The sequence below is a fragment of the Massilia sp. LMS1-1-1.1 genome (assembly GCF_040815535.1).
Classification (GTDB): domain Bacteria; phylum Pseudomonadota; class Gammaproteobacteria; order Burkholderiales; family Burkholderiaceae_D; genus Janthinobacterium; species Janthinobacterium aestuarii.
Genome location: NZ_JBFPNG010000001.1, coordinates 852,476 through 876,510, shown reverse-complemented (window position 1 = coordinate 876,510; position 24,035 = coordinate 852,476). Strand labels below are relative to the sequence as shown.

General features: G+C 61.9%; 17 protein-coding genes. 10 read left to right on the top strand and 7 right to left on the bottom strand.

Features of this window, described 5'->3' with window-relative positions; translation table 11 throughout:
* Window positions 1-15 precede the first annotated feature (15 nt).
* Window positions 16-1,656, top strand: coding sequence for a SulP family inorganic anion transporter (locus tag MRBLMS1_RS03995; protein WP_485877959.1), 1,641 nt, complete (start codon window positions 16-18; stop codon window positions 1,654-1,656).
* The gene (locus MRBLMS1_RS03990; RefSeq protein ID WP_485877957.1) at window positions 1,653-2,042 is read left to right on the top strand and encodes an Imm1 family immunity protein; all 390 of its coding nucleotides are present in this window, start codon (window positions 1,653-1,655) and stop codon (window positions 2,040-2,042) included. Before MRBLMS1_RS03995 ends, MRBLMS1_RS03990 begins: the two co-directional genes overlap by 4 nt.
* Before the next feature lie 130 nt (window positions 2,043-2,172).
* Here the strand turns inward: MRBLMS1_RS03990 and MRBLMS1_RS03985 are convergent, their stop codons facing one another.
* The 7 genes from MRBLMS1_RS03985 to tssF form a co-directional block, all read right to left on the bottom strand.
* A complete protein-coding gene (locus MRBLMS1_RS03985; RefSeq protein WP_485877955.1) occupies window positions 2,173-2,652 on the bottom strand; it encodes a GNAT family N-acetyltransferase in 480 nt (159 codons plus the stop codon).
* A gap of 70 nt (window positions 2,653-2,722) precedes the next feature.
* On the bottom strand, window positions 2,723-3,850 hold the full coding sequence (locus MRBLMS1_RS03980) for a T6SS immunity protein Tli4 family protein (RefSeq protein ID WP_223278767.1): 1,128 nt from the start codon (window positions 3,848-3,850) through the stop codon (window positions 2,723-2,725).
* Between the two features lie 3 nt (window positions 3,851-3,853).
* Window positions 3,854-5,707, bottom strand: coding sequence for an esterase/lipase family protein (locus tag MRBLMS1_RS03975; RefSeq protein ID WP_485877953.1), 1,854 nt, complete (start codon window positions 5,705-5,707; stop codon window positions 3,854-3,856).
* Window positions 5,704-8,298 carry a type VI secretion system Vgr family protein gene (locus MRBLMS1_RS03970; protein ID WP_485877952.1) on the bottom strand — a complete coding sequence of 865 codons (2,595 nt, stop codon included), beginning with the start codon at window positions 8,296-8,298 and terminating at the stop codon, window positions 5,704-5,706. Before MRBLMS1_RS03970 ends, MRBLMS1_RS03975 begins: the two co-directional genes overlap by 4 nt.
* An 11-nt stretch (window positions 8,299-8,309) precedes the next feature.
* Window positions 8,310-8,564, bottom strand: coding sequence for a PAAR domain-containing protein (locus MRBLMS1_RS03965; RefSeq protein WP_070258054.1), 255 nt, complete (start codon window positions 8,562-8,564; stop codon window positions 8,310-8,312).
* Between the two features lie 29 nt (window positions 8,565-8,593).
* A complete protein-coding gene (gene tssG / locus MRBLMS1_RS03960) occupies window positions 8,594-9,619 on the bottom strand; it encodes a type VI secretion system baseplate subunit TssG (protein WP_485877949.1) in 1,026 nt (341 codons plus the stop codon).
* Complete coding sequence (tssF, locus tag MRBLMS1_RS03955; protein ID WP_485877947.1) at window positions 9,583-11,388, bottom strand: type VI secretion system baseplate subunit TssF; 1,806 nt, start codon at window positions 11,386-11,388, stop codon at window positions 9,583-9,585. The genes tssG and tssF overlap by 37 nt, the downstream gene beginning before the upstream one ends.
* A gap of 174 nt (window positions 11,389-11,562) precedes the next feature.
* On the opposite strand from tssF, the gene tssK reads away from it, so the two are divergent.
* The 8 genes from tssK (at window position 11,563) to ureC (ending at window position 24,033) form a co-directional block, all read left to right on the top strand.
* Window positions 11,563-12,909: a type VI secretion system baseplate subunit TssK gene (tssK, locus tag MRBLMS1_RS03950; protein WP_485877945.1), complete on the top strand. Its 1,347-nt coding sequence runs from the start codon at window positions 11,563-11,565 to the stop codon at window positions 12,907-12,909.
* Between the two features lie 145 nt (window positions 12,910-13,054).
* Window positions 13,055-16,105: a sensor histidine kinase gene (locus MRBLMS1_RS03945; RefSeq protein ID WP_485877943.1), complete on the top strand. Its 3,051-nt coding sequence runs from the start codon at window positions 13,055-13,057 to the stop codon at window positions 16,103-16,105.
* A complete protein-coding gene (locus tag MRBLMS1_RS03940) occupies window positions 16,102-18,267 on the top strand; it encodes a sensor histidine kinase (protein WP_485877941.1) in 2,166 nt (721 codons plus the stop codon). Before MRBLMS1_RS03945 ends, MRBLMS1_RS03940 begins: the two co-directional genes overlap by 4 nt.
* Window positions 18,268-18,441: 174 nt before the next feature.
* Window positions 18,442-20,658 (top strand): two-component system response regulator, encoded by a 2,217-nt coding sequence (locus tag MRBLMS1_RS03935; RefSeq protein ID WP_128142686.1) that lies wholly within the window; start codon window positions 18,442-18,444, stop codon window positions 20,656-20,658.
* A 130-nt stretch (window positions 20,659-20,788) separates the two neighbouring features.
* Complete coding sequence (locus MRBLMS1_RS03930) at window positions 20,789-21,655, top strand: urease accessory protein UreD (RefSeq protein ID WP_485877938.1); 867 nt, start codon at window positions 20,789-20,791, stop codon at window positions 21,653-21,655.
* Window positions 21,656-21,677: 22 nt separating this feature from the next.
* Window positions 21,678-21,980, top strand: coding sequence for an urease subunit gamma (locus MRBLMS1_RS03925; protein ID WP_034751936.1), 303 nt, complete (start codon window positions 21,678-21,680; stop codon window positions 21,978-21,980).
* A 21-nt stretch (window positions 21,981-22,001) separates the two neighbouring features.
* A complete protein-coding gene (locus MRBLMS1_RS03920) occupies window positions 22,002-22,331 on the top strand; it encodes an urease subunit beta (protein ID WP_485877936.1) in 330 nt (109 codons plus the stop codon).
* 1 nt (window position 22,332) lies between these two features.
* Entirely contained in the window at window positions 22,333-24,033 is a 1,701-nt protein-coding gene (gene ureC / locus MRBLMS1_RS03915) for an urease subunit alpha (RefSeq protein ID WP_485877934.1), read from the top strand.
* Window positions 24,034-24,035 lie beyond the last annotated feature (2 nt).

The following is a 24,035-nucleotide window of genomic DNA, read 5'->3' as shown; positions in this document are numbered from 1 at the left end:
ATTTTGGGATCATCCATGCTGCTCTGGCTCAGGCAATACCGGCGTCCTCTGTTGGCCGGAGACATCACTGCCGGTATCGTTGTCGCCATGATGATGGTGCCGCAAGGCATGGCTTACGCCTTGGTGGCGGGCTTGCCGCCCGTGGTGGGCATCTACGCCAGCATCCTGCCGCCCGTGCTGTACGCCTTGTTCGGCAGCAGCATGACGCAATCGGTGGGCCCGATGGCCATCGTTTCCCTGATGACGGCCGCCGCCCTGGCGCCGCTGGCCGATCCCGGCTCCTCCCTGTATATCGTGCTGGCCGCCCAGCTGGCCTTCATCAGCGGCCTCGTCCTGCTGCTGTGCGGCGTGCTGCGCCTGGGTTTCATGGCCAGTTTCCTGTCGCGCCCCGTGATCAGCGGTTTCAGCAATGGCGCCGCGATCCTGATCATCTGGGGGCAAATCACGCCGCTCCTGGGCGCCACCTGGCCCCATTGGCACACGCCCAGCCTCGTGCTCGGGCTGTCCGGCCTGCTGTTCCTGTGGCTGGCCAAGCGCTATCTGTCGCGCCTGCTGCAGCGCTGCGGCTTGAACAAGGTGGCGGCCGACGTGGGCGCGCGCCTGGCGCCGATGGCGCTGGTGCTGGCCGGCATCGCGCTGGTCGCCTATGGCGGTCTGGAAACGATGGGCGTGCAGACGACGGGCCACGTGCCCAGCGGCTTGCCGGGCCTGAACCTGGCCACCTCGAGCGCCCACTGGCGCACCCTGCTGTCGCCGGCGCTGCTGATCGCCTTCATCATCTTCCTGATGAGCATGTCCGCCGCCCAGACCCTGGCGCAAAAGCGCGGTGAAAAGCTGCACACGAACCGCGAACTGCTGGGCCTGGGCGCGGCCAACGTGGCCAGCGCGCTGTCGGGCGGCTTCCCCGTCACGGGCTCGATTTCGCGCTCGGCCGTCAATTTCCAGGCAGGCGCCAACACGCCGCTGGCCAGCATCATCACGGCGGGACTGCTGGCGCTGGCGCTGGTGGCGCCCACGGGCTGGCTGGCGCTGCTGCCGTTGCCGGTGCTGGCGGCCACCATCATCTTTGCCGTCAGCAGCCTGCTGGACTGGGACACCTTGAAACTGTCGTGGCGCTATGACCGCAGCGATGCCCTGGCCCTGCTGGCGACGACGGCCGGCGTGCTGGTGCTGGGCGTGGAAGCGGGCGTGGTGATCGGCGTGCTGCTGTCGATGGGTACCCTGATCTGGCGCGCCAGCCGCCCGCACATCGCCGTGCTGGGCCGCATCCCGAATAGCGAGCACTTCCGCAACGTGGAGCGCTATGAAGCGCAAACCCTGCCGGACGTCTTGCTGCTGCGCATCGATGCGGGCCTGTTCTTCGGCAACGTCGAAGCCGTCACGGAGCGCGTGGAAGACGAGCTGCGGGGACACCCGACGGCGCGCCACCTGGTGCTGGTGCTGTCGGCCGTTAACCAGATCGACAGCACGGCCTTGCTGGGCTTGATCGAACTCAACAGCACGCTGGCCAAGCGCGGCATCAGCCTGAACCTGGCCGAAGTGAAGGGCCCCGTGATGGACCGCCTGCGCCAGAGCAGCCTGTTAAAGGACCTCAGCGGCAAGCTGTATCTGAGCACAGCCCTGGCCATGGATGACCTGAGCGGAAAAAAAGCATGACGATGGCACTGAATCTGCACGGCGAGCCGCGCGCCGTTGGCACTATCGCTGCGCTGGAACAGGCGCTGCTGGACGCGCGCACGCTGGCCCAGTGCGAACTGTGGCTGACCATGGCCGAAGATGCCGAGCAAGGCCCGGCCCTGTGCATGCTGCGCAATGGCGGCAATGCCTGGCTGATGTATCTGTCGGGACAGGACGACCTGAGTTTTCACTCGCTGGGCGACGAGGAGGAGACGGGGGAATGCAGCTATCTGCTGTCGAATGGCCAGGTGGATGAGTATCCGGAAGCGTGGTGCGTGGATGTGGATTTATGCCAGCGCGCCTTCGTCGCCTTCTTCAAGACAGGCGGCGCGCGGCCGGCTGGCATCGCGTGGGAAGCGGATTGAGATGCTGCAAATATCAATAATCAGAAAGAACGCCTCGGCGCCTGGTACGACGGCTCGTCCATCTGCCTGATCGCGAAACTGCGGCAATGCCTGGCCGAGTCTGAAGCCGCTGCGCCAGACGACTGGCTGTTCAGGCCACCACCAGCTGCTTTTCCATCGCCACGCTGGCCAGGCTGATGCCGCTCGGATGCGCATATGCTTCCTCGCGCAAGGAGATAAATCCTGCGGCCTGGTAAAACGGCACGGCGTTCAGCGACGCGGACAGGTGCAGGCGCGCAATGCCTCGTTCGCGCGCCAGTTGCTCCAGCGCCGCCAGCAGCCGCTTGCCGATACCGAGTCCCGCGCGGGCAGGATCGACAAACACGGCATCGACTTCGTGTTTATCTACGTCCAGCATGGCATAGCCGGCAATGGCCTCGCCCTGCATCGCCACGATGCCGCCACCGGCAGCCAGCATGGCCGCATAAGCTGGCGGCACGGGCGAAGCCGTCCACACAGTAATTTGCTCCGGCGCATAGTGCGTGGCGCAACTGACGCGCACGGCCACCGTGCGCAGGGCCCACAGGGTGTCGATATCAAGGGGCAGGGCGGGGCGCAGGGTGATGGGCATGGAAGCTTCCAGGCAAAAGGCCATGCTAGCGCAATGGCTGGCATGGCGCCAGCATGAGCTTATTCAGCTGTCACTGCGCCGGCTTGTCGGGATCGATATAGTACGAACCCGGCGGCGCACCCGGCACCTTCACCCGGAACTTCAGGCCGGACAACAGCTTGTCCCACAAGGCAATCGCCTCCTCATCGGTCAGCGACGATGCTTCGGCGGCGCCGACCAGGTTGTGGGCGACTTTGGTGTACATGGATGCTTCCAGCACCGATGGATAGGCGATATCGCGCGGCGTACCCACCAGTGTCCATTCAAAATCATGCACGCCATCGGTACGCCGTATCAACGATTCCTCACCATGCCAGTGCTGCACGTCACGCTTGCCTTCGCGTAGCAGCGTGCGAGCGGGATAATTCTTGCCTTGTTGGTCTTTCGCCTGCTGGATGCGGGCAAGTAATGATAATTCTCCACGTACTTTTGCATCATATTCAGCCGGAGGGTAGTCACCGTATGCATTTTTATTCGATGTAATGGAAAAAGTCACGTCTGGAAAGCTGGGGAAATACAGGCCTGCATCCGCCATCTCCTGACTTTCATACTTGTTGTCGCTCATGAAGCCATGTTCGATGCAATAGCCGGGTTCCTTGGGAACTTCATTTTCATCGTGCAGACGTAAGTTATTAGCGCGGACCATTTGATTTCCTATGGAATCTGCTATTGTTTCACCTTTTCTCGTTGATCCATCAAGAATAAATATATGATTTCCTTTTATAATATATGTCTTGAAAATTAAATGACCATCTTCCTTGGCGAATTCTCCATCATAGTATTGAAGTTGCCAGCTATTTTCTATTGGACCTTTTCCATTATATGTAATTTCAGAGGTTGGGTCATTTTTTTTTATTTTTTCAATTTCTTCTGCAATGCGTTCGTTTTTTTCTGTCACTCCGCCTGGTATGGTTTTAATTTCTGAAAGAATTGTTGTTCCTCCTGATATGAGTTGTGCTTCTTGCGGAATCTCTAGGGCATAGCGCCCGAAACATACAATTTTTGTTTTTAAAAATAGTGTTTCCAGGCGTTTGCTGAGTTTGAAATTTTCAGGCATTATGATCTCCTTGGCTGAATTTTTTTTCGCGTAGGCGGATAGGAATCCCATCGTAATAACTGTGATCGTGAGAAAAATTGTTTTCTTTATCTTATTATTCATGGATTAATCCCATTTTGCCGTCTTGGCAATTTGTACGATGGAATACAGCATGGATGCCATAACATTTGTATCGGCATAGCTGTTCTGGTGGTCATAACCATTCGCTTCCGTCATGCCATGTACGAAAAGTGTGCCTGTGATGTGCCGTGCAGAACGGTCTGACGGTACCGTCCCATCACCGCGCGCACTGGCTGGCTGTAGCTTTAATTTTAATTTTTTTCCTCCGGCCTGAACCAGGAGTTGGCCCTTGCTATCATCTTCAAGTAATTTCCATTTTTCAGGTAGCGGCTCAAATTTATTCCACGGATCGTTAGAGCCGCTGTAAAGACCGTCAATTAATTTAAATACGACATCGCCGTAACTTAAAAAATTTCTGGAATCGCAATAGCTTGCATAAGTGTTTGGATGGAATTTTTTCTCTATGGACGATAGAAATTTTGAAGCATATTTTATTCGCTCCATTGTTCTTTCTATACCCCCGCCTTTTTCATAAGGGAGGTCCGCAGGGTTTACCCAGTTTGGATTGATTAGCCTCCACCATGCATTGGCTGGCTGAAGATAAATGCTTTCCAATGCAGTGGCCTTATCGCGAGGCCAGCTCCATAGAATTTTATCCTGTGCATCTACGATTTTCAGCCAATTCTGGCCATATGCCGCACCAGGCATCATTTCCAGTGGCGCCGGTGCATTTGCTAGAATGGCGGTGGCATGCATACCGTTGATGCCTAGAACGCTGGCCTCTATTTCGGCTAGGGAGCCTTCCCTTTCCTGAAAGCCAAAACGCATGCGTTTATACGCCCCTGCGGCACCAATGGTTGGCATCACGTTGTGATAAATGCCCAGAATTTTCACATCTTTATCATCAAGCATCTTCCCATAGCTGGGGTGTATCAATGCACGGGCCAGCAAGCCCCCCATGCTATGCGTGACGATGATAACTTCGTTACATTTGAATCCGCGTTCCTGGTAGCCTTTGACCAGGCCGCGTAGTCGCTCTGCAATAGTGACTGCGGATACCCCATTGCTCTTGATAAAGTTGTAGCCCATCGCATGCACGGGGTACCAGCAAGGAGAAATTTTCTTTAAATCGCTTACGGTAATGGCTTTGCCAGATGACGCGCCAAAATTTGTTGGATCTTGCAAAAGCAGTGTGCCAAGACCATTTGTTTGACGCCAGACCGGATGTGGCTTACCGTCGGAAATCATGTTATTGAGATGTAATTCAGCGGCCCGCAACATTGTTCCGTATGCACCAGCAAATAACACTTCACTCCATCCTCGCCAACGGGCTATTTGTGCTGGGCTTTGATATGAACAGGCTTTACCTTGATTCGGGCTTGTTGTTGTCGCGACCCTGTTAGTTCCCATCAAAGGAGGAATGGGTGTAAAGCTGTCTGGCACATTTTGATGCCGTGCGTCTGCAGCTTTGGTTTCCGCGCCATCCGGATCGAAGCGGCTGTTGCTCTCCGTATAGTGGTAGTACTCGACTTCTGTTTCAGTGGAGTCAAACACCAATTGACGCTGCCGTGGCGACGCATCTTTGAACCAGCCACCCAAGCCATTGCCTGTGAGGACTGCCGTCTTGCCTCCCGCACCCATCATATCGTCTGGTCGCCAGGCCCGATTGTCTGAACGGCGCAATTCTTCCTGGCGAAGCTTGCTCATCCTTAGATTGCTACCCATCACGCCTGGTAAGAAAATGACAGGAATTACTTTGCCTGGTGGTAGGGTGACGTCATGTCGCGCGGTATCTTTTGTTTCCGTCATCAAGACGGTGAGTTCCGCCCAGCCTCCCACGCCTTGACTAAACTTCGCAGGATGATTGCCGCGGTTATTCAAGTCATCACATTTGCTCATGGCAGTTCTCCCTTATAGCGAATAATGTAACTATCCATGCCGGTGGATTTTTGTAGTTGCGTGGAACCGTCTTCCGCGCTTTTGCCGGCCATGTTGCCGTCATCGCGCAGGATTTCAAAAGCAATGCCAACGGCCGGCGTATCGTCGGCATTCACTAGCAAGACCTCCTGATCAAAACTGCTGTGTGGCCGCTCATTAAATTCCTGCGACACGCTCTTCGGCGCCAAGGTTTCCAGGTTGCCGTTGAAGAGCACGGGGGACGAGGTGAAGAACTGCACCTTGTCGCTGATTTCCAGCATGTGGTTGGCGCCGTGCAGACGTACGCCTTTCTTGCCCTTGATGTTGACCCAGTCCGCTTCGCTGATCAGCGACAGGACTTTTTGGGCGAGGATTTCCACCTCGTCGCTGTGGGCCTGGATGGACACCTTGCCGCTGGCGGCAATCAGTTTCATGCCGGCCTTGTGCACGAACAGGCTGAAAGTCTTGGCGATGCTGGCAAACATGCTGTCACCGCTGGCAAGTGAAATATGCTTGCTGCTGGTGAGCGCCACATGCTCGCTGGCGGCCAGGTGGATGGACTGGGCCGTGCTCAGCTCGATGCCGGCCGGACTGGCCAGCAGCAAATGCGGTTCGGACAGCTCCGGGAAATCGCCGCTGGCGCCTTTGATGGCGGCGTTTTGCCGCTGGATGGATTCAGCGACGGCGCCCTGTTGCGCTGCGCTGTCTTGCGCCCCCGCATCAACGGCCATGCCGGCCAAGCCTTCCTGTAGTTGGCGTGCCTGCGCCAGGCGGGCCTGTGTTTCGTCGAGTTGCTTGACGGAGCCGGCGCCTGCCAGCGTTTCGGTGGTGATCAGCATGCCTTTGGCTGCGCGCAGGGCGCCCCAGGCGCTGCTGGCCAATTCAAAGCCCACGCCGCGCGCTTCCCTGCGGCCGGCATTGTCGTCGATGCGGGTGATGCTGCCCAATGAAAGACGGCTATCCTGATGCTCGCTGCGCAGCTGCGCTTGAATCGCGCCCTTGGTATCGTCGAGCACGAGATGGTTGGCGCTGCGGGCGCCCAGTTCGCGGCTGCGCAAGCCGGACAGCGCGCGTTGCTGCGGCAATTGCCAAGGCGGTGGATTGGCGCTGTTGTAGACCACGCCAATGACGATGGGATGGTCGATATTGCCGTCCTGGAATTGCACGACGACTTCCTGACCCACGCGCGGCAAGGCGATTTGTCCCATCTGCGGACCCGCCATCGGCATCATGACCCGTATCCATGGCGAGCTGCGCTCATCGAATTCACCGAGGCGGTCCCAGTGAAATTGCAGGCGGATGCGCCCCAGTGCATCGGTATGGATCTCCTCCCCGGCCGGTCCGACGACCAGCGCCGTCTGTACACCGGCAACGATGCACGGCGTGCTGTTGTAGCTGCGCCCCGGGCGCCAGCGGATGTCCCTGCGCACGCACAGCATATTGTTGACATAGTGGGACGGTGCGTTCGGGCCGACCTGATAATTATTGCTGGCGCTATGCTCGACTGACAGGATCAGGTACTCGCGTTCGGCAATACTGTCCGGGCGTTCCTCGCTAGGCTGATAGCGTTTTTCCTCGGCGCTGAAATGGCCATCGAGCCGGAAGCAAAGACCGGGCTGCGCGCCACGGTGATTGCCGGCCGCCTCGAAATACTGGCGCAAATGGTCGCTTTCCTCCATGCGGCGTTGTGCCAGAGCTTCCCCGGCATCGACATCCTTATAGCCATAGGCGCCCGTGTTTTCGTACAGTTCGTGGGCAAATACATCACCCTGACGATTCAGCGAGTAGCCGCTGGCAAGGCGCGGTTGCGGATTTTTATAGTCGAAACTGGCCAAGGTCAGTTGCCCGGAGCCGATCCGGCGCACGGCTTGCCACTGTTGCAGGCCGTCGTCTTCCATGGAGCCCGACTCTGAGTGAAAACGCATGGCGCCGTCGCCGGCCGCCGTGGCGATCATGTCAGCCAGGATGGTGTTGTCCGCGAGCCATAGCGTATGGCCATCTGCGCGGTGCTCGTACCAGTAATGCCAGCCCAGCGCCTCCCAGCGCCGGTGCAGGTGGTTGTAGTCGGTTTCATTGTGCTGGTTGGCGCAGGTGATCTGCGGATCGTCGCCATGGATGCTGGTTTTCCAGTCGCGCTGCTCGTAGTGCGCAAACGTCGTTTCGGTCAGCTGCATTACGCTTTGGCCATGGAAGGACACATTGTCCTGGCGCAGCCTGGCGAAGGCCAGCCATGGTTGCAGCACCATCCGGTACCACGCAAAGCCGCCATCGGCGCGCAGCAGGCAAAACTCGCCCACATAGCCGTTAAAGTAGCGCAGCGTACCATCGTCGCGCACCATGGAAATGGTCACCATGCAGCCCATCATGGCCTTGAGCGCAATATGCGCGTCATCGGACAGCAATTCGGCCTCGAAACGGAAGTCACGCGATACCTCTTCCCTGGCGGTCAGCGAATTGACCAGCACGATGGCGCCGGCAGGTCCATCTTCATGGGGAAAGTCGATCTTCAGCAGGCGCCGTTCTTGCGCGGCGAAGTCGAAGGCCGACAGTGCCGCCTGGATGTTTGCATGCATGGCCTGCTCCGTTACAGGGATGTGATCAGGTGGGCGCCACAGGCGGTGGCGTCGCCGTCATAGGCGTACGGCTTGCCCATGTGTTTTGCGCCGGCGCCATCGGGCGTGATCGGGAAGTTGCCCTTGCACTTGGGGCAGAAGGTGGTGTCATCGGCCAGCGCCGCCGTCTTTCCCATCACGGTGCTGCCCGATGATGCGCTGGTGACCTTGCCGCCGTGATCGGTTGCGTCTCCGAGCCGGATGACGCCGCGTCCCGCATGTTTCATGCTTGCCTCGCTTTCCAGTGATGGGCTGCTCAGGTCAGTTGCAGCAGATAACGCACTTCGGCGCCGCGTACCTTGCCTGGTGTTGTCTGCAAGAACGTCGTCCAGCCAAGGCGCCGTCTTTCTGATGGGTTGGAGCTCAGGAGCAGGGGGGTAATGCATGGCGGACTCAATATCAGCCGCACTTCATATTGCAGGTCTGGTACGCCAAACAGCGCCAGCACCTTTGCCAGTGCCGCCGCGCCTGTGCTGCGCGGCAGGAAGCGTTGCAGGCCAGCGGGATCCAGCGGGCCGATGTGCAGGCAGACGCGCATGTCCTGACGCCAAAGCCGCAGGCCAAGCGTTGCGCCGCGCCCCAGGGTAAAGTTGACGCTGCCCAGCAGGCTGCGCCGGTTTTTTGCCAGATAATCCCAGCCACCGACAAATTGTTGCACGGTGACGGGTACGCCGCAGTACTCGGCCAGCACGGGGCCAATCGCCTGCGCGGAGACGGGGCGGCAGCGCAGCAGACCCGCATACCAGGCCGCGACATCCTGCGTCACGGCATCAGCTTCGCAGCTCGAGGGCAGCGCACCGTGCCGCACGCCGGCCAGTGCCGTCAGCAAAGGCAGTTGTACATCCCTTGCCTGGGTCTGGAGCGTGGATTCCAGCCGATACTTTTCCCAAGCCTGGTAATACAGTGTGACCATGCGGTGCGAAAAGATATCGAGAAAGGCCGAGACGCCAGCGTCTTTGCTCGACAAGCGGTAGGCGGCGATGCGTTCCGAGTGGTGCAAGGGCAGGGTGCCGCCGACGCCCAGAAAACGCATGAAAGTGGGCATCAAGGTCAGCTGCTCATTGTCGTCGAGCGAGAGCTGTTCGATTTCACTGGCGGGGAAACTCAGCGACAGGCTGTTCTTGAAGCGCAACACCTGGCCAAAAGCTTGCGCATGGGACACGTTCTGCCGACGTAGCCAGCACAGCAGAATACGTACCGCCTGCACGAACTGGTAGCGGTACGGCTCGGCCAGCAAGTGTTGTACTACACCAGATTCTGCAGTCCGCTTCTTGGTTTGCATCGGATCAGCTCCTCTCCGCTTTGCCCTGACAGCACCACCAGTTCGATGAAACTGTTGATTTGCACATACAGCCTAAGAAAGTGATCGATTACCTGCACAAACAGGTGCATGCCGCTGCCGACGAACGCTTCCTCGTCCAGCGTGATGCGCACCTCCACGCCATGCGCCAGCGAGGTGCCGCGCTTGTGCCGCATCCATGTCGTGGTCGGCGAGTGCGCGAGCGCGACGATACCGCCGATCTGGCGTTGCGAGCTTGCCGATTGGGACAGGTCATACAGTGTCAGCATTTCGCGCAGCGCTGGCAGGCCTTCCTGAACCAGCGCGTGATGATTCAGCGTCAGGTGCGAAATCAGCCGCCAGTGCAGGCCCGCGCCCGGTGAAAAGCATCGCGGCTGACTGGGGCGCCGCAGCATGTGCAGTGCGGGTCCGCCGCCGCACGGTTGCAAGTCTCCTTGCGGCTGGCCGTATTTGAGCGACAGCGGAAGGTCGCGGTTACTGCAGGTCAGCGACAGCGACAAGCTGGCTTTTTCGTTGATCAAGGGATTGAAGTCGCTATCGACCAGCGTGATTTTCTTTTCGTAGCCAGGGCTTTTGATGGCCAAAGCCATGTCGTGGCGCACGACCCAGTAATTGCCTTGTTGCCCCGCGCCCTCGCCATGGCGCAGGCTGTACAGCGGGCGAAATTCGGTCAGCGTACTCTCGCCTCCGCGTTGGCGCAGCAAACGCACCGCATCGACAGTGACGACTTCGTAACCATGGGGATGGGTAGCATGGGCCAGCACGGAATAGTCGGTTTTTTGCCGGGTGATGGCGATTGGCACGCCTTCCTGGCGGAAGAGGTTGATCGCCGGACTGCAGCCCAGCCTTAAGTTGTCGCTGGAAATGCTGGACAACATGCGCGCCGCAGCGGAATCGGGTCGCAAACCGGCCATGCACAGATGCAGCGTAAAGCACTGGCAACCAGGCGGCAGGGCAGCACTCAGCGCCGCGATATCGATGTCAAAGAAATTGAATTTTTCCGGATATGCAAAATACTCGCTCAGGATGCGGTAGGCCGGTTGCGAACGAGCACCGAAAGGTATCAAGGCATCCGTGTCGGCGAAGCCGACGGGCGCCAGGGGGACGGTGGGCAGGGCCATCCACTGGGCCGCGTCGATGGACACAAAAGCGCAGATTGCATGCATGAACAGGGCATCGCGCAAGGCGGCGGAAAAAGAAGCTTCGCCATCGATGAAAACGCGCAGTGACGCGGGCGCCGCATCGAGATGCCGGATGCCGATGTTCAGCGAGGAACTGGCTTGTGCTGGCAGGCGTACGCCTGGCGGCGGCTTGATCATCGCATCGAAAACCGCGCTTTCCAATACCGATGCTCCGGTCGTCATGTCGTAGACCGTCTTGAAGCGGCAGCGTACGCCGCGCACCGGCGTCGCGTCCATTTCACTGCCAGCCGGCAGGTGCATTACACCCGCTCCAGCCGCTGGGACAGACTGATGCACGATGGTGGACGATGGAAAGGGGCGCAGATAATGTGGAAACAGGGCTTCGAACAGGGCTTCGGTAAATTGCGGATAGTCGTCATCGAGCCGTTTCGAGATGCGTGCCGCCAGCATGGCCACCGATTCGATCAAGTGTTCGACGTGCGGATCCTCGCAAGACTCGCCGGACATGTGCAATTTGCCGGCGATTTTCGGATAGCGTTCGGAGAACTCACGGCAATGCCGCCTTAGCATCACCAGCTCGCGTTCGAAATACGGCAGCAAGTCCTCCATCTCTCTTTTCCTGTGTCTTCGCGGCGGAATGGTCAGTATCCGAGCGTTTGCTCCAAGGTAAATTGCGTTTGCGCAATAATTGAACAGGGTTGCTGCGCAACATCAAGGACTTCCATACTGGCAACCTCAGACTGGCAAGGCAGCATGATTCCAACGGTCAACATGGAGAACGCCATGACATTGCCATCCAAATTACTGTGGTCCGAGGGGCTGGCCATTGGTCCCCAGCAATTCCAGCAGCTGGACCGCTACCATGAAGCGCGCCTGCAGCGTCTGGCTTCACTCATCAATCCACATTTATGGGGCGTGCACGGCGTCAGCTGGAATGTGGATGCACTGGCCAACAATAGCCTGCGGGCTGACGCCATGTCGCTCGTCTTTCAGGATGGAGAATTCTTTGAGGCGCCGCTCGGCGATGTATTGCCCAGTGCAGTTGACTTGTCCAAGCTGCCTTCCAGCGAACATAGTTTTACTTTTTACGCCGCGCTGCCGGCGCTGCAGGCACACGGCGGCAATGTGAGTTCTGCCGGCGCGCGCTATGTTCAGGCGGATATCGAAACCCCGGATCTGTACAGCGAAGCAGTCAGCATCGATGTGGCTTACCTGAAGAAGCGCGTGTATCTGCTGTCGCAGCTGGACCCTCTGAATGATTATCTTGCCATTCCGGTGATCCGTTTATACCGCGCTGGCAATGGCAGCTTTGAAATCGATGCCTCCTTCATTCCGCCTGGCCTGACCATCAGCGCCGAGTCTTCACTGCAGAAAATGCTTGATTCGCTGATCGACCGCATGGGTGCGAAAATTGAGGCGCTGTACAGCCGCCACCGTCAACCCGGTAACAATACGGTTGAATTTCATGGCGGGGATGTTTCCTCGTTCTGGATGCTCAATACACTGAGCACGGCCAGCGCCACGCTCAGTCATTGCGCCAGTTACCGACGCCACCATCCGGTATATTTGTTTGAAAAATTGATGGCATTGGCCGGCGGCTTGATGACGTTCTCGAAAAAGTACACGCTGAGCGACTTGCCCGCGTATTGTCACGATGACGCGGCTCCCGGTTTCGGCAAGCTCGATGGCATCATTCGCGACTTGATCGATACGGTGCTCCTGTCGCGTTACTTCCCGATTCCACTGTCCAACGACACGCAACAAAACACCCACTATCACGGCTTGCTCGATGCCAAGCGGATTGACCGTCAGACCGAACTCTGCCTTGCTGTCAACGCCGATATGCCGGCGCTGGAACTGGTTGCCACGGTGCCGTTGCAGTTCAAAATATCGTCTCCGGACAATATCGAACTATTGCTTGGCAGGGCACTTCCGGGTGCCGAGTTGCGTCATATGGCCCAGGTTCCTGCTGAAGTGCCAGTGCGGCCCAATACCTATTACTTTTCGATCGATAACAAGGGCAGCATTTATGACGGCATGATCAAGGCCCAGGCGATTGCGATTTATGTGCCGTCTGGCATAAAAGGGCTGAAGCTGGAATTGTTCGGCATCAGCGGCACCGCCGCGTAACGATGGTTGTCTTGTCAAAAGATTGCCCTAAGCAATAGACTTGCCCCGGCAGTTGACGTTATCATGTTTTTGTAAGTGTCGGTCGCTGAGCAGTCAGCGCAATGGTGAAACATGGTGACAGCGAGAGCGAGCATGGGCATGGCGAATGATGCGTGATGTGCCTGGCGGCGGGATGGGCAGGGCAGCGGTGCGCCGCTGCGGCCGCGCATTGCTGCTGGCGTTGTGTGTCTCCGCGGCCCCTGCGGCCATGCCGGCTGCGCCGCCGCATCAGGGGCAGCGCGTGCTGGTCCTCAATGCCTACGATTACGGCCGCGCCGGCGTGGAATCGTACACGCGCACCTATGTGGCCGCCATGGCCGCCGCGGGCCTGGCCAGCGAAGACATCATGGTCGAGCACCTGAACTTGAATACCCAGGGCGACCCGGCGCTGCGCAATGAGATGCGTGATTTGTTGCTTTTAAGATACACCCAGATGATGGGGCGCAAGGCGGATCTGATCATCGCGATGCAGCAGCCGGCGCTCGATTTTTTGCTGTCGGACCTGGCGCCGCTGGCGCGCGGCGTGCCCGTGCTGGCGATTAACACCTCGGGCAAGGCCTTGCCGGTAGGCAGCCCGCTGGCCATCTGGCAGCAAAAGGCGAACGTCGATTTTCCCGGCACCCTGGCGCAAGCGATGGCGCTGTTCCCTGAAACCAAAACCATCGTCATGGCCGTCGGCGCCAGCGAGGCCGACCAGGCCTTGAAGCGCAGCATGCAGCAGGCGGCGCAGGCCTGGCAGGGTATCGTTTTCATGGAGTATCTCGACGGCCTGACCCTGGCGCAGATGCGCGCGAAGGTGGCGCGCCTGCCCGCCGATACGCTGCTGGTGACGGGCAATGTCAACCGCGACGTGGACGGTGCCATCGCCACGCCCGTGCAGTTTGCCGGTGAACTGGCGCGGCTGGCGAACGTGCCCGCCTTCGGCATGTACAACACGAACGTGGGCAAGGGCATCCTCGGCGGCTCCATCCTGCACATCGAAGGGGCCGCGCAGCAGGTGGCGCAGATGTCGCTGGCCGTGTTGGCCGGCAAGGCGCCAGCCGCCCCGGGCGCCTTGCTGCCGCCGGTCCGTCCCGTGCCCATGTATGACTGGGAGCAGCTGCAGCGCTGGGATGCCGACATCAGCCGGCTGCCGCCGAACACCCTGTTCTTCAACCGCCCGCCGCAGCTGTGGCATGAGCACCGCGCGGCCGTGCTGTCGGCTGGCGCCGTGTTTCTCGCCATGGCGTGCATGCTGAGCGCCTTGCTGCTGCAGCGCCGCCGTTTGCGCCGCGCCGAGGGCGATGCGCGCGAAAGCGAGCAGCGCTTCCGCATCCTCGTCGAGCATGCGCCCGAAGCCATCGTCGTGTATGACCTGGATCTGGACCGTTTTATCGACGCCAACAGCAGTGCGCAGCGCATGCTGGGCATGTCGCGCGAGGCGCTGCTGGCGCGCGGGCCGTTCGACCTGTACACGGGCGAGCAGCCCGATGGTCTGCCGCTGGGACTGATGATGGAAGAGCATCTGCGCCGCGCCATGCTCGGTGAACCCATCCTGGTCGAGCGCAATGTGCGGCGCGCCGACGGCAGCATCTTTCCTTGCGAAGTGCGGCTGGTGCGCTTGCCGATGGAAGGGCGGCGCCTGGTGCGCAGCGGTATCGTCGACATTTCCGAGCGCAAGCAAAGCGAGCAGGAACTGCTCGGCTACCGCGACCACCTGGAGGAACTGGTGCAGCAGCGTACGGCCGCCCTGTCGGTGGCCGTCACCGAGGCCGAATCGGCGAACCGCGCGAAAAGCGTCTTCCTGGCCAACATGAGCCACGAATTGCGCACGCCCTTGAATTCCGTGATCGGCTTTTCGCAGATGATGGCCGATTCGAGCAGCATGTTCGAGGAAGAAAAACACAACCTGGCCATCATCAACCGCGCCGGCCACCATTTGCTCACCTTGATCAACGATATCCTGGAATTGTCGAAAATCGAGGCGGGCCGCATGCAGCTGCAGGCGGGGCCCGTGGACTTGAACGGTTTGCTCGACGAAGTGCTTGAGATGGTGCGCATGCGTTCGAGCGACCAGGGCATCGCGCTGCGGCTCGAACGTGCCGGCGTGCCGCCGCTGGTGCGCCTCGATGGCGCCAAGCTGCGCCAGGTGCTGCTCAATTTGCTGTCGAACGCGCTCAAGTTCATCAAGCAGGGCAGCGTGACCCTGTCGCTGGCTTGCCAGGCGGAGGACGATGGGCAAGTGGCGCTGGCCTTTGCCGTGCGCGATACGGGCAGCGGCATCGCGGAAGAGGACCTGGAGCGCATCTTTGAACCGTTCGTGCAGGCCGACAGCGCCGTGGCGCAGGCTGGCACGGGACTGGGGCTGACCATTTCGCGCGAATTCGTGCGCCTGATGGGCGGCGAGCTGCGCGTCGAATCGACCCTGGGGGCTGGCTCCATGTTCCATTTCGACTTGCGCGCGCCCCGCGTACAGTGCCCGGCCGTCGCGCCGCTGGCGCCGGGCCGCGTGGCGCGCCTGCCGGCGGCCCAGCGCGGGCGCACGGTGCTGCTGGTCGACGATGACGACAACTGCCGCAAGCTGCTGACCGGCTTGCTGGAGCCGCTGGGCTTCCAGTTGCAGGAAGCGGCGGGCGGCGTGCAGGCGCAAGCCATGCTGGCGGCGCAGCGCTACGACATCGTGCTCAGCGACTGGCGCATGCCTGACATGGATGGCCTGGCGCTGACGCGCTGGCTGCGCGCGCAGCCGGCGCTGGTGCAGCCGCGCCTGGTGATCATGACCGCTTCCGCCTTCGAGGAAGAAAAGCAGGAAGCGCTGGCGGCCGGCGCCGACGGCTTCCTGCGCAAGCCGATCGAGCAGGAACACCTGTTCGCCATGCTGGAGCAGCAGCTGGGCGTGCGCTTCCAGCGCACCGGCGCCGTGCCGCCGCGCGTGCCGGTCGCGCCATTTGACCTGCAGCAGTCGCTGGGCCAGTTGGGCGCGGACGAGCGCCAGGCGCTGCTCGCATCCGTGCAAGCCCTCGATTTGCGGCGCAGCGCCATCGTGCTGGCCGGCGTGGCAACCAGCCTGCCGCAGCTGGCCGCGCACATCGCCGCCATGCTGGAACAGCATCAATACCAGCCGCTGTGCGCCTTGCTGGCGCAGCTGGCCAGCGAGCCGCAGGGCGAAGACGCATGACGCTTCACCCATCCAAGGGCGCGCGCCTGGGCGGCGTGTCCATCGTGCTGGCCGTCAGCGTGGCGCTGACCTTTGTCGTCACCGCGCTGCTGCTGGTGTTTGCCGTGCTGTTTTACCAGTCCGAACGCGAGCAGCGCTGGCAGCAGCTGCAGCGCAGCCTGTCCGTCAGCGCGGACCAGCTGGCCGTGGCCATCGAACTGCCCTTGTGGAATCTCGATGAAAAGCAGATGCAGGCCATCATGCGCAGCATGCTGGGCAAGCGCGACCTGATGGCCAGCTCGCTGACGCCGGGCATCGGCAAGGAAGCGCTGGTCCTGCGCCGCACCGCGGACGGCGCCATCGGCAGCTTTTCCTCGCTGTCCGCGGAGCCGGACTGGCTGGTGCAGCGGCGTCCCGTGACGATGGGCGGACAAGTCATCGGCAGCGTGGCCGTGTATGCGACGCCTGCCCTGCTGCATGCGCAGCTGCGGCAACGCGCGCTGGGCATCGGCGCCATGATCGTGGCGCTCGACGTGATCCTCGTGGCCAGCATCTGGCTGCTCATGTGGTGTCTGATGCTCAAACCCCTGAAGGCGATCGGCCAGTATGCGGCCGGCATCCAGGCAGGGCAGGGCGAAGCGTTCGGCACGCCGCCGAAAGCGTGGTTCCTGGGCGAGCTGCGCACGCTGTACCGTTCGATCCGCGAGATGGTGGCGCTGCTCGACAGCCGCTACCGCGCCTTGCAGCGCAGCGAGGAGCGCGTGCAGATGGCCACGGGCGCGGCCAGCATCGGCATCTGGGACTGGAACGTCCGCAGCGGCGCCTTGCAGTGGGACGAACAGATGTACGCGCAGTTCAAGGCCGATGCGGACAGCGGCACGGCGCCGGCGGCGATCTGGCGCGCGGCGCTGATGCCCGACGACGTGCCGGCCGCCAAGGAGGCCCTGCGCGCCGCGCTGGGCGCCGGCCAGGCGTTCACGCACGAATACCGCATCCTGTGGCCCGATGGCGCCATCCGCTACATCAAGGCCGACGCGGTGATCTTCCGCGACGGGCAGGGCCAGCCCATGCGCATGGTGGGGTCGAACTACGACATCACGGCGCACCGCGAGGCCGAACTGGAACTGCTGCGCCACCGCCATCACCTGGAAGAACTGGTGGCCGAGCGCACGAGCGCCCTGTCGGTGGCCGTCAGCCAGGCGCAGGCGGCGAACCGCGCCAAGAGCACCTTCCTGGCGAACATGAGCCATGAACTGCGCACGCCCTTGAATTCCGTGATCGGATTTTCGCGCCTGATGGCCGCCTCGCCCAATATGCACGACGATGAAAAGCGCAACCTGGCCATCATCCACCGCTCCGGCAATCACTTGCTTACCCTGATCAATGAAATCCTCGAACTGTCGAAGGGCGAGGCGGGGCGCCTGCAGGCGCAGACGGCCGTGGTGGCGCTGGCGCCCCTGCTGCAGGAAGTGATGGACATGCTGGGCATGCGCGCCGAGCAGCAGGGGCTGGCCTTGCGGCTCGATTGCGCGGGCCTGCCGGCGGCCGTGCTGCTCGACGCGACGCGCTTGCGCCAGGTGCTGCTGAACCTGATGTCGAACGCCGTCAAGTTCGCCGGCGGCGGCGAAGTCACCCTGCGCGTGCGCGGCGAGCGGCGCGATGGCGATCAATGGATGCTGTCGTTCGCCGTCAGCGACACGGGCATCGGCATCGCGCCGGAAGACCAGCAGCGCATTTTCGAGCCCTTCGTGCAGGCCGACAGCGCGGGACCGAAAGATGGCACGGGCCTGGGCCTGGCCATCTCGCGCGAATTCGTGCAGCTGATGGAAGGCGAACTGACGGTGGAATCGACGCCGGGGCAGGGCGCCGTCTTCAGCTTCAGCATTCCCGCGCAGGCGGCCGAGGCGCCGCTGCAGGTACCCGTGCCGCAGCCTGTGGCACCTGTGCCCGAGGCGCGGCCGGCACTGCGGGCGCAAGATTTGCTGCTGTTGACCGGGGAAGAACGCGCCGCCTTGCTGGTGGCGCTGCGCGAATTGAACCTGGCCAGGGTGGCGCAGCTGCTGGCGGCCCTGCCCGCGGTGGCGGCGCCGTTGCTGGCGCCGCTGCAAGCCATGCTCGACCAGCATCAGTACCGCCAGCTGTGCGACTTGCTGGAGAATGAAGGCGTGCTGGCGCACGCTTGAAAGTGTGGGCTGACAACATCGGATTCGCTGAAAAGAACGACTAAGTAGCGCCGATGGATGGTGCTAAATTGCAATAAAGATTATGATGATAGTACGTAGTTCATCGCAAAGAAATGTCTTGTCCAGCGTGGCAACCGACCGCCGCGCCTCATCCAAAGCTGAGAGAACTGCTACATGCACCGCGATTTTTCGGAAGTGAACTCGAAGGGCGAAGTACTGATCGTTGAAGATACGCCGGCTTCGCTGAAGCTGTTGAGCGATTTGCTGGGCGGCGCCGGCTATGCCGTGCGCCAGGCGCCGAACGGTGAACTGGCCCTGTGGACGGCCCAGGCGCGCCCGCCCGAGCTGATCCTGCTCGACGTGCGCATGCCCGGCCTCGACGGCTTTGAAGTGTGCCGCCGCCTGAAGGAGATACCGTCCCTGTGCCAGGTGCCGGTGATCTTCCTGTCGGCCCAGTACGATACGGACGACAAGGTGCGCGGCTTTGCGCTGGGCGCCGTCGATTTCATCGCCAAGCCCTTCCAGGCCGAGGAAATCCTGGCCCGCACCGACGCCCACGTGCGCCTGGCGCGGGCGCAGCTGCAACTGGCGCAGGAACGCGCCAACCTAGAACGGAGGGTGGCCGAACGCACGGCCGAACTCGAGCAGGTGGCCAGCACACTGGCGCGCGAAGTGCAGATCCGCCGCGCCAATGAAGAATTGCTGCGCCTGTCGGGCCAGGTCTTCGAAGCGACCCAGGACGCCATCCTGATTACCGATGCGGCCGGCGTCATCGTCACCGCCAATCCCGCCTTTACGCGCATCACCGGCTACGCGGCGCAGGAAGTGGTGGGCACGGACATCATGCGCCTGCACGCCGAATACACGGGCGAAGCGGTGCTGCTGGCCCTGCGCCAGGGCTTGCGCAGCAGCGGCTGCTGGTCGGGCGAGGTGCAGACGCGGCGCAAGAGCGGCGACACCTATCCCTGCCTGCTCAGCGTCTCCACCGTGCACGGACCCGACGGCGCCGTCGTCAACTATATCGGCGTCTTCCTCGACATCAGCGAACGCAAGGCCGAGCAGCATCTGATCGATTTCCTTTCCTACCACGATGCGCTGACCGGTTTGCCGAACCGCGTGCTGCTGCGCGAGCGCTTCGAACAGGCGCGCGCGAACGCCGTGCGCGACAGCCAGCAGGTGGTGCTGATGTGCCTCGACCTGGACCGCTTCAAGAATATCAACGATTCGCACGGCCAGGCCGTCGGCGACAAGGCGCTGCAAGTGGTGGCGCGTTTCCTGTCCGGCTGCGTGCGCGAAGGCGACACGGTGGTGCGCCAGGGCGGCGACGAATTCCAGATACTGCTGCAGGACGATGCCCTGCTGGGGCGTACCCTGGGGCTGGCGCAAACCATCCTGGCCGGCTTGCGCGAGGAACTCAGCGTCGATGGCGAACGCCTGGCGCTGACGACCAGCATCGGCATCGCCATGTGCCCGGCCGACGGCGACAGCCTCGACGACGTGCTGCGCCACGCCGACACGGCCCTCGTGCGCGCCAAGGAAATGGGGCGCGACCATTACGCCTTCTTCACGGAACGCATGGGCAGCGATATCCGCGCCCGCCTGGCGATGCAGCAGCAGCTGCGCGGCGCCATCTGCCGCGATGAATTCGAAGTGCACTACCAGCCGCAGATGTGCTTGCGCACGGGCGCCTTGCTGGGCGCTGAAGCCCTGCTGCGCTGGGATAACCCGGTGCTGGGCAAGGTGCCGCCCGGCCTGTTCATCGCGCTGGCCGAGGAATACGGCTCGATCACGGCCATCGGCGAATGGGTGCTCGAAAGCGTGTGCGCGCAAATCCGCGCCTGGCACGACGCTGGCCTGGGCAGCATCAAGGTGGCCGTCAACCTGTCCGGCAAACAGTTCGCGCAGGACCGCACGGTGCCGTTCGTCGAGGCGGCCTTGCGCAAATACGGCATCGCGCCCGCCTGCCTCGGCATCGAGATCACGGAAAGCACGGTGATGGGCGACCCGGACAAGGCCGTGGCGGCCCTCACGCGCCTGAAGGATATCGGCGTGGGCATTTCGCTCGACGATTTCGGCACCGGCTATTCCAGCCTCGGCTACCTGAAACGCTTTCCCATCGACGTGCTGAAGATCGACAAATCCTTCGTCGACGACGTCACCACCAGCAGCAGCGACGCGGCCATCGCCCGTTCCGTCATCTCGTTGGCGCACAACCTCGACATGCGCGTCATCGCCGAAGGCGTGGAAACGCGCGAACAGGTCGACTTCCTGACGGAACACGGCTGCGATGAAATGCAGGGCTATTTTTTCAGCCGCCCCCTGGCCGCGGAAGCCTTCACGGCCTTGCTGCGCGAACGGCGCACCCTGGCCGTGACAGTGGCCGTGGCCTAAGCGCCGCGGTGCGGCCGATGCACCATGCCGGTGCGCCCGCCGCAGCGCGGTGCACGATTCTCACTTTTCCTTCCCCTGACGCTGGCACATATCCTGCTTAGGTAATCGCTTATTTACGCGATTGCCCCGCATGCCAGACAGCACCCGACCAGTCACGCCTTTACCAGCCAGCGCGCACGGCGCCTGGCAGGCGCAGCTGCGCCTGGGCTTTGCCTTGCACGATGGCGTCAGCCGCCTCGTCGAGCGCACGCATAGCGGCCCCCTGCGCGTGCAAAAGCCCCTGTACCCGGAAGGCGGCGCCGTCTGCCACGCCATCATCATCCATCCGCCCGGTGGCGTCGTGGGCGGCGACCAGCTGGCAGTCGACGCCACGGTGGGCGAGGGCGCGCACGCCTTGCTCACGTCGCCGGGCGCGGCCAAATGGTACCGCGCCAATGGCCACGTCTCGGGCCAGCACATCGTGCTGCGCGCCGGTAGCGGCGCGGCCATCGAGTGGCTGCCGCAGGAAAGCATTTTCTTCGACCAGGCCTGCGTGCGCCTGCGCCACGAAGTGGAACTGGCGCCGGACGCCAGCTACATCGGCTGCGACATCGTCTGCCTGGGCCGCAGCGCCTCGGGCGAAGTTTTCAACACGGGCAGCATCAGCCAGCAGGTGCAGATCCGCCGTGGCGGCAAGCTGCTGTGGTGGGAGCAGGGCGTGCTGGCGGGTGGCGGCGCGCTGATGGCCAGCCCACTGGGATTGGCGGGCCACACGGTGTGCGCCACCCTGATCGCCGTCGGCATGCCCGTTTCTCCCGACGTGCTGGCGGCCGTGCGCGGGATCGCCGTGCCGGCCGGCGCCGCGTTTGGCGCCACGCACATGAAATCGCTGGTGGTGGTGCGCCTGTTGTGCGGCGACAGCGAGGCGGCGCGGCGCGTCATGCTGGCCGCCTGGCAGCTGCTGCGCCCCGCCATGCTGGGACGCGATGCCGTCGTGCCCCGCATCTGGAACACTTAATCAGGAAAGAACAAGGAAAACTATGGACCTGACTCCCCGCGAAAAAGACAAGCTGCTGATTTTTACGGCCGCGCTGCTGGCCGAACGGCGCCTGGCGCGCGGCTTGAAATTGAATTATCCGGAAGCGGTGGCCCTGATCAGCGCCGCCATCATGGAAGGCGCGCGCGATGGCAAGTCGGTGGCGCAGCTGATGTCGGACGGTACGAAGATACTCTCGCGCGCCGACGTCATGGACGGCATCGCCGAGATGATCCCCGACATCCAGGTGGAAGCGACCTTCCCCGATGGCAGCAAGCTGGTGACCGTGCACCACCCGATACCGTAGTTTTTTGAGAAGGAGCCCATCATGACCCCAGGCGAATACCAATTGGAAGAAGGCGAAATCAGCTTGAATACCGGGCGCGCCACGGCCACCGTGGTGGTGGCCAACCGGGGCGACCGGCCGATACAGGTCGGCTCGCACTTCCATTTTTTTGAAGTCAATCCGGCGCTGGCTTTCGAGCGCTGGCGCGCCTACGGCATGCGCCTGAACATCACGGCCGGCACGGCCGTGCGCTTCGAGCCGGGCCAGCAGCGCACGGTGGAACTGGTGGCGCTGGCGGGCGAGCGCAAGGTCTACGGCTTCAATGGCGAAGTGATGGGCGAACTGCAAGACACACCACCGGGAAAGGATTGAGATGGCCAGCATTCCCCGTAGCGCGTATGCCGAGATGTTCGGCCCCACCAAGGGCGACCGCATCCGCCTGGCCGACACGGAACTGTTCATCGAGATCGAGCATGACTATGCGATCTACGGCGAAGAGGTGAAATTCGGCGGCGGCAAGGTGATCCGCGACGGCATGGGCCAGTCGCAGCGCTGCGCGGCCGAGGTGATGGATACCGTCATCACGAATGCCGTCATCCTCGACCACTGGGGCATCGTCAAAGCCGATATCGGCTTGAAGAACGGCCTGATCTTCGGCATCGGCAAGGCGGGCAACCCGGACATCCAGCCTGGCGTCACTCTGGCCATCGGCGGCGCCACGGAAATCATCGCCGGCGAAGGCATGATCGTCACGGCCGGCGGCGTCGACACGCATATCCACTTCATTTGCCCGCAGCAGATCGAGGAAGCGCTGATGAGCGGCGTGACCACCATGCTGGGCGGCGGCACGGGGCCGGCCGTGGGCACGGCCGCCACCACCTGCACGCCGGGACCGTGGCATTTGCACGCGATGCTGGCGGCCGCCGACGCCTTCCCCATGAACCTGGGCTTCATGGGCAAAGGCAACGTCAGCCTGCCGCTGCCGCTGGAAGAACAGGTGTGCGCGGGCGCCATCGGCCTGAAACTGCACGAAGACTGGGGCAGCACGCCGGCCGCCATCGACAACTGCCTGTCCGTCGCGGACCGCATGGATATCCAGGTGGCGCTGCACAGCGATACCCTCAACGAGGGCGGTTTTCTCGAGCACACGCTGGCCGCCTTCAAGGACCGCACCATCCACACGTTTCACACGGAAGGGGCGGGCGGCGGCCATGCGCCCGACATCATCGCCGCCGTGGGCCAGTCCAACGTGCTGCCCTCGTCGACGAATCCCACTCGCCCGTTTACCGTCAACACGCTCGACGAGCACCTGGACATGCTGATGGTCTGCCACCACCTGGACCCGGCCATTGCCGAAGACGTGGCGTTTGCCGAGTCGCGCATCCGCCGCGAAACCATCGCTGCCGAAGACATCCTGCACGACATCGGCGCCATCTCGATGATGTCGTCCGACTCGCAAGCGATGGGGAGAGTGGGCGAGGTGATCATGCGCACCTGGCAGACGGCGCACAAGATGAAGGTGCAGCGGGGCGCCCTGGCGCCCGACACGGCGCGCAGCGACAATTTCCGCGCCAAGCGCTACATCGCCAAGTACACGATCAATCCAGCCATCACGCACGGGATTGCGCACGTGGTGGGCTCCATCGAGGCGGGCAAGATCGCCGACATCGTGCTGTGGAAGCCGGCCTTTTTTGGCGTCAAGCCGTCGATGATTCTGAAGGGCGGCATGATCGCGGCCGCGCAGATGGGCGACCCGAACGCATCGATCCCCACGCCGCAGCCCGTGCACTACCGCATGATGTTCGGCGCCTTCGGCGGGGGCCTGAAAAAGTCGTTTACGTTTGTCTCGCAGGCGGCCTACGACCTCGATATCGGGCATCAGCTGAAACTGAATAAATCCGTCATCGCCGTGAAGAACATGCGCGGCTTGCGCAAGCACGACATGATCCACAACAGCGCCACGCCGCACATGGAAGTGGACCCGGAAACCTACGCCGTGCGCGCCGACGGCCAACTGCTCGTGTGCGAGGCGGCCGCCGTGCTGCCGATGGCGCAGCGCTATTTTCTATTTTAAGC

Excerpts from the sequence above, each read along its gene's own strand:
- MRBLMS1_RS03995 (WP_485877959.1), top strand. The coding sequence starts at position 16 with ATGCTGCTCTGGCTCAGGCAATACCGGCGTCCTCTGTTGGCCGGAGAC.
- MRBLMS1_RS03990 (WP_485877957.1), top strand. The coding sequence starts at position 1,653 with ATGACGATGGCACTGAATCTGCACGGCGAGCCGCGCGCCGTTGGCACT.
- MRBLMS1_RS03985 (WP_485877955.1), bottom strand. The coding sequence starts at position 2,652 with ATGCCCATCACCCTGCGCCCCGCCCTGCCCCTTGATATCGACACCCTG.
- MRBLMS1_RS03980 (WP_223278767.1), bottom strand. The coding sequence starts at position 3,850 with ATGAATAATAAGATAAAGAAAACAATTTTTCTCACGATCACAGTTATT.
- MRBLMS1_RS03975 (WP_485877953.1), bottom strand. The coding sequence starts at position 5,707 with ATGAGCAAATGTGATGACTTGAATAACCGCGGCAATCATCCTGCGAAG.
- MRBLMS1_RS03970 (WP_485877952.1), bottom strand. The coding sequence starts at position 8,298 with ATGCATGCAAACATCCAGGCGGCACTGTCGGCCTTCGACTTCGCCGCG.
- MRBLMS1_RS03965 (WP_070258054.1), bottom strand. The coding sequence starts at position 8,564 with ATGAAACATGCGGGACGCGGCGTCATCCGGCTCGGAGACGCAACCGAT.
- tssG (WP_485877949.1), bottom strand. The coding sequence starts at position 9,619 with ATGCAAACCAAGAAGCGGACTGCAGAATCTGGTGTAGTACAACACTTG.
- tssF (WP_485877947.1), bottom strand. The coding sequence starts at position 11,388 with ATGGAGGACTTGCTGCCGTATTTCGAACGCGAGCTGGTGATGCTAAGG.
- tssK (WP_485877945.1), top strand. The coding sequence starts at position 11,563 with ATGACATTGCCATCCAAATTACTGTGGTCCGAGGGGCTGGCCATTGGT.
- MRBLMS1_RS03945 (WP_485877943.1), top strand. The coding sequence starts at position 13,055 with ATGATGCGTGATGTGCCTGGCGGCGGGATGGGCAGGGCAGCGGTGCGC.
- MRBLMS1_RS03940 (WP_485877941.1), top strand. The coding sequence starts at position 16,102 with ATGACGCTTCACCCATCCAAGGGCGCGCGCCTGGGCGGCGTGTCCATC.
- MRBLMS1_RS03935 (WP_128142686.1), top strand. The coding sequence starts at position 18,442 with ATGCACCGCGATTTTTCGGAAGTGAACTCGAAGGGCGAAGTACTGATC.
- MRBLMS1_RS03930 (WP_485877938.1), top strand. The coding sequence starts at position 20,789 with ATGCCAGACAGCACCCGACCAGTCACGCCTTTACCAGCCAGCGCGCAC.
- MRBLMS1_RS03925 (WP_034751936.1), top strand. The coding sequence starts at position 21,678 with ATGGACCTGACTCCCCGCGAAAAAGACAAGCTGCTGATTTTTACGGCC.
- MRBLMS1_RS03920 (WP_485877936.1), top strand. The coding sequence starts at position 22,002 with ATGACCCCAGGCGAATACCAATTGGAAGAAGGCGAAATCAGCTTGAAT.
- ureC (WP_485877934.1), top strand. The coding sequence starts at position 22,333 with ATGGCCAGCATTCCCCGTAGCGCGTATGCCGAGATGTTCGGCCCCACC.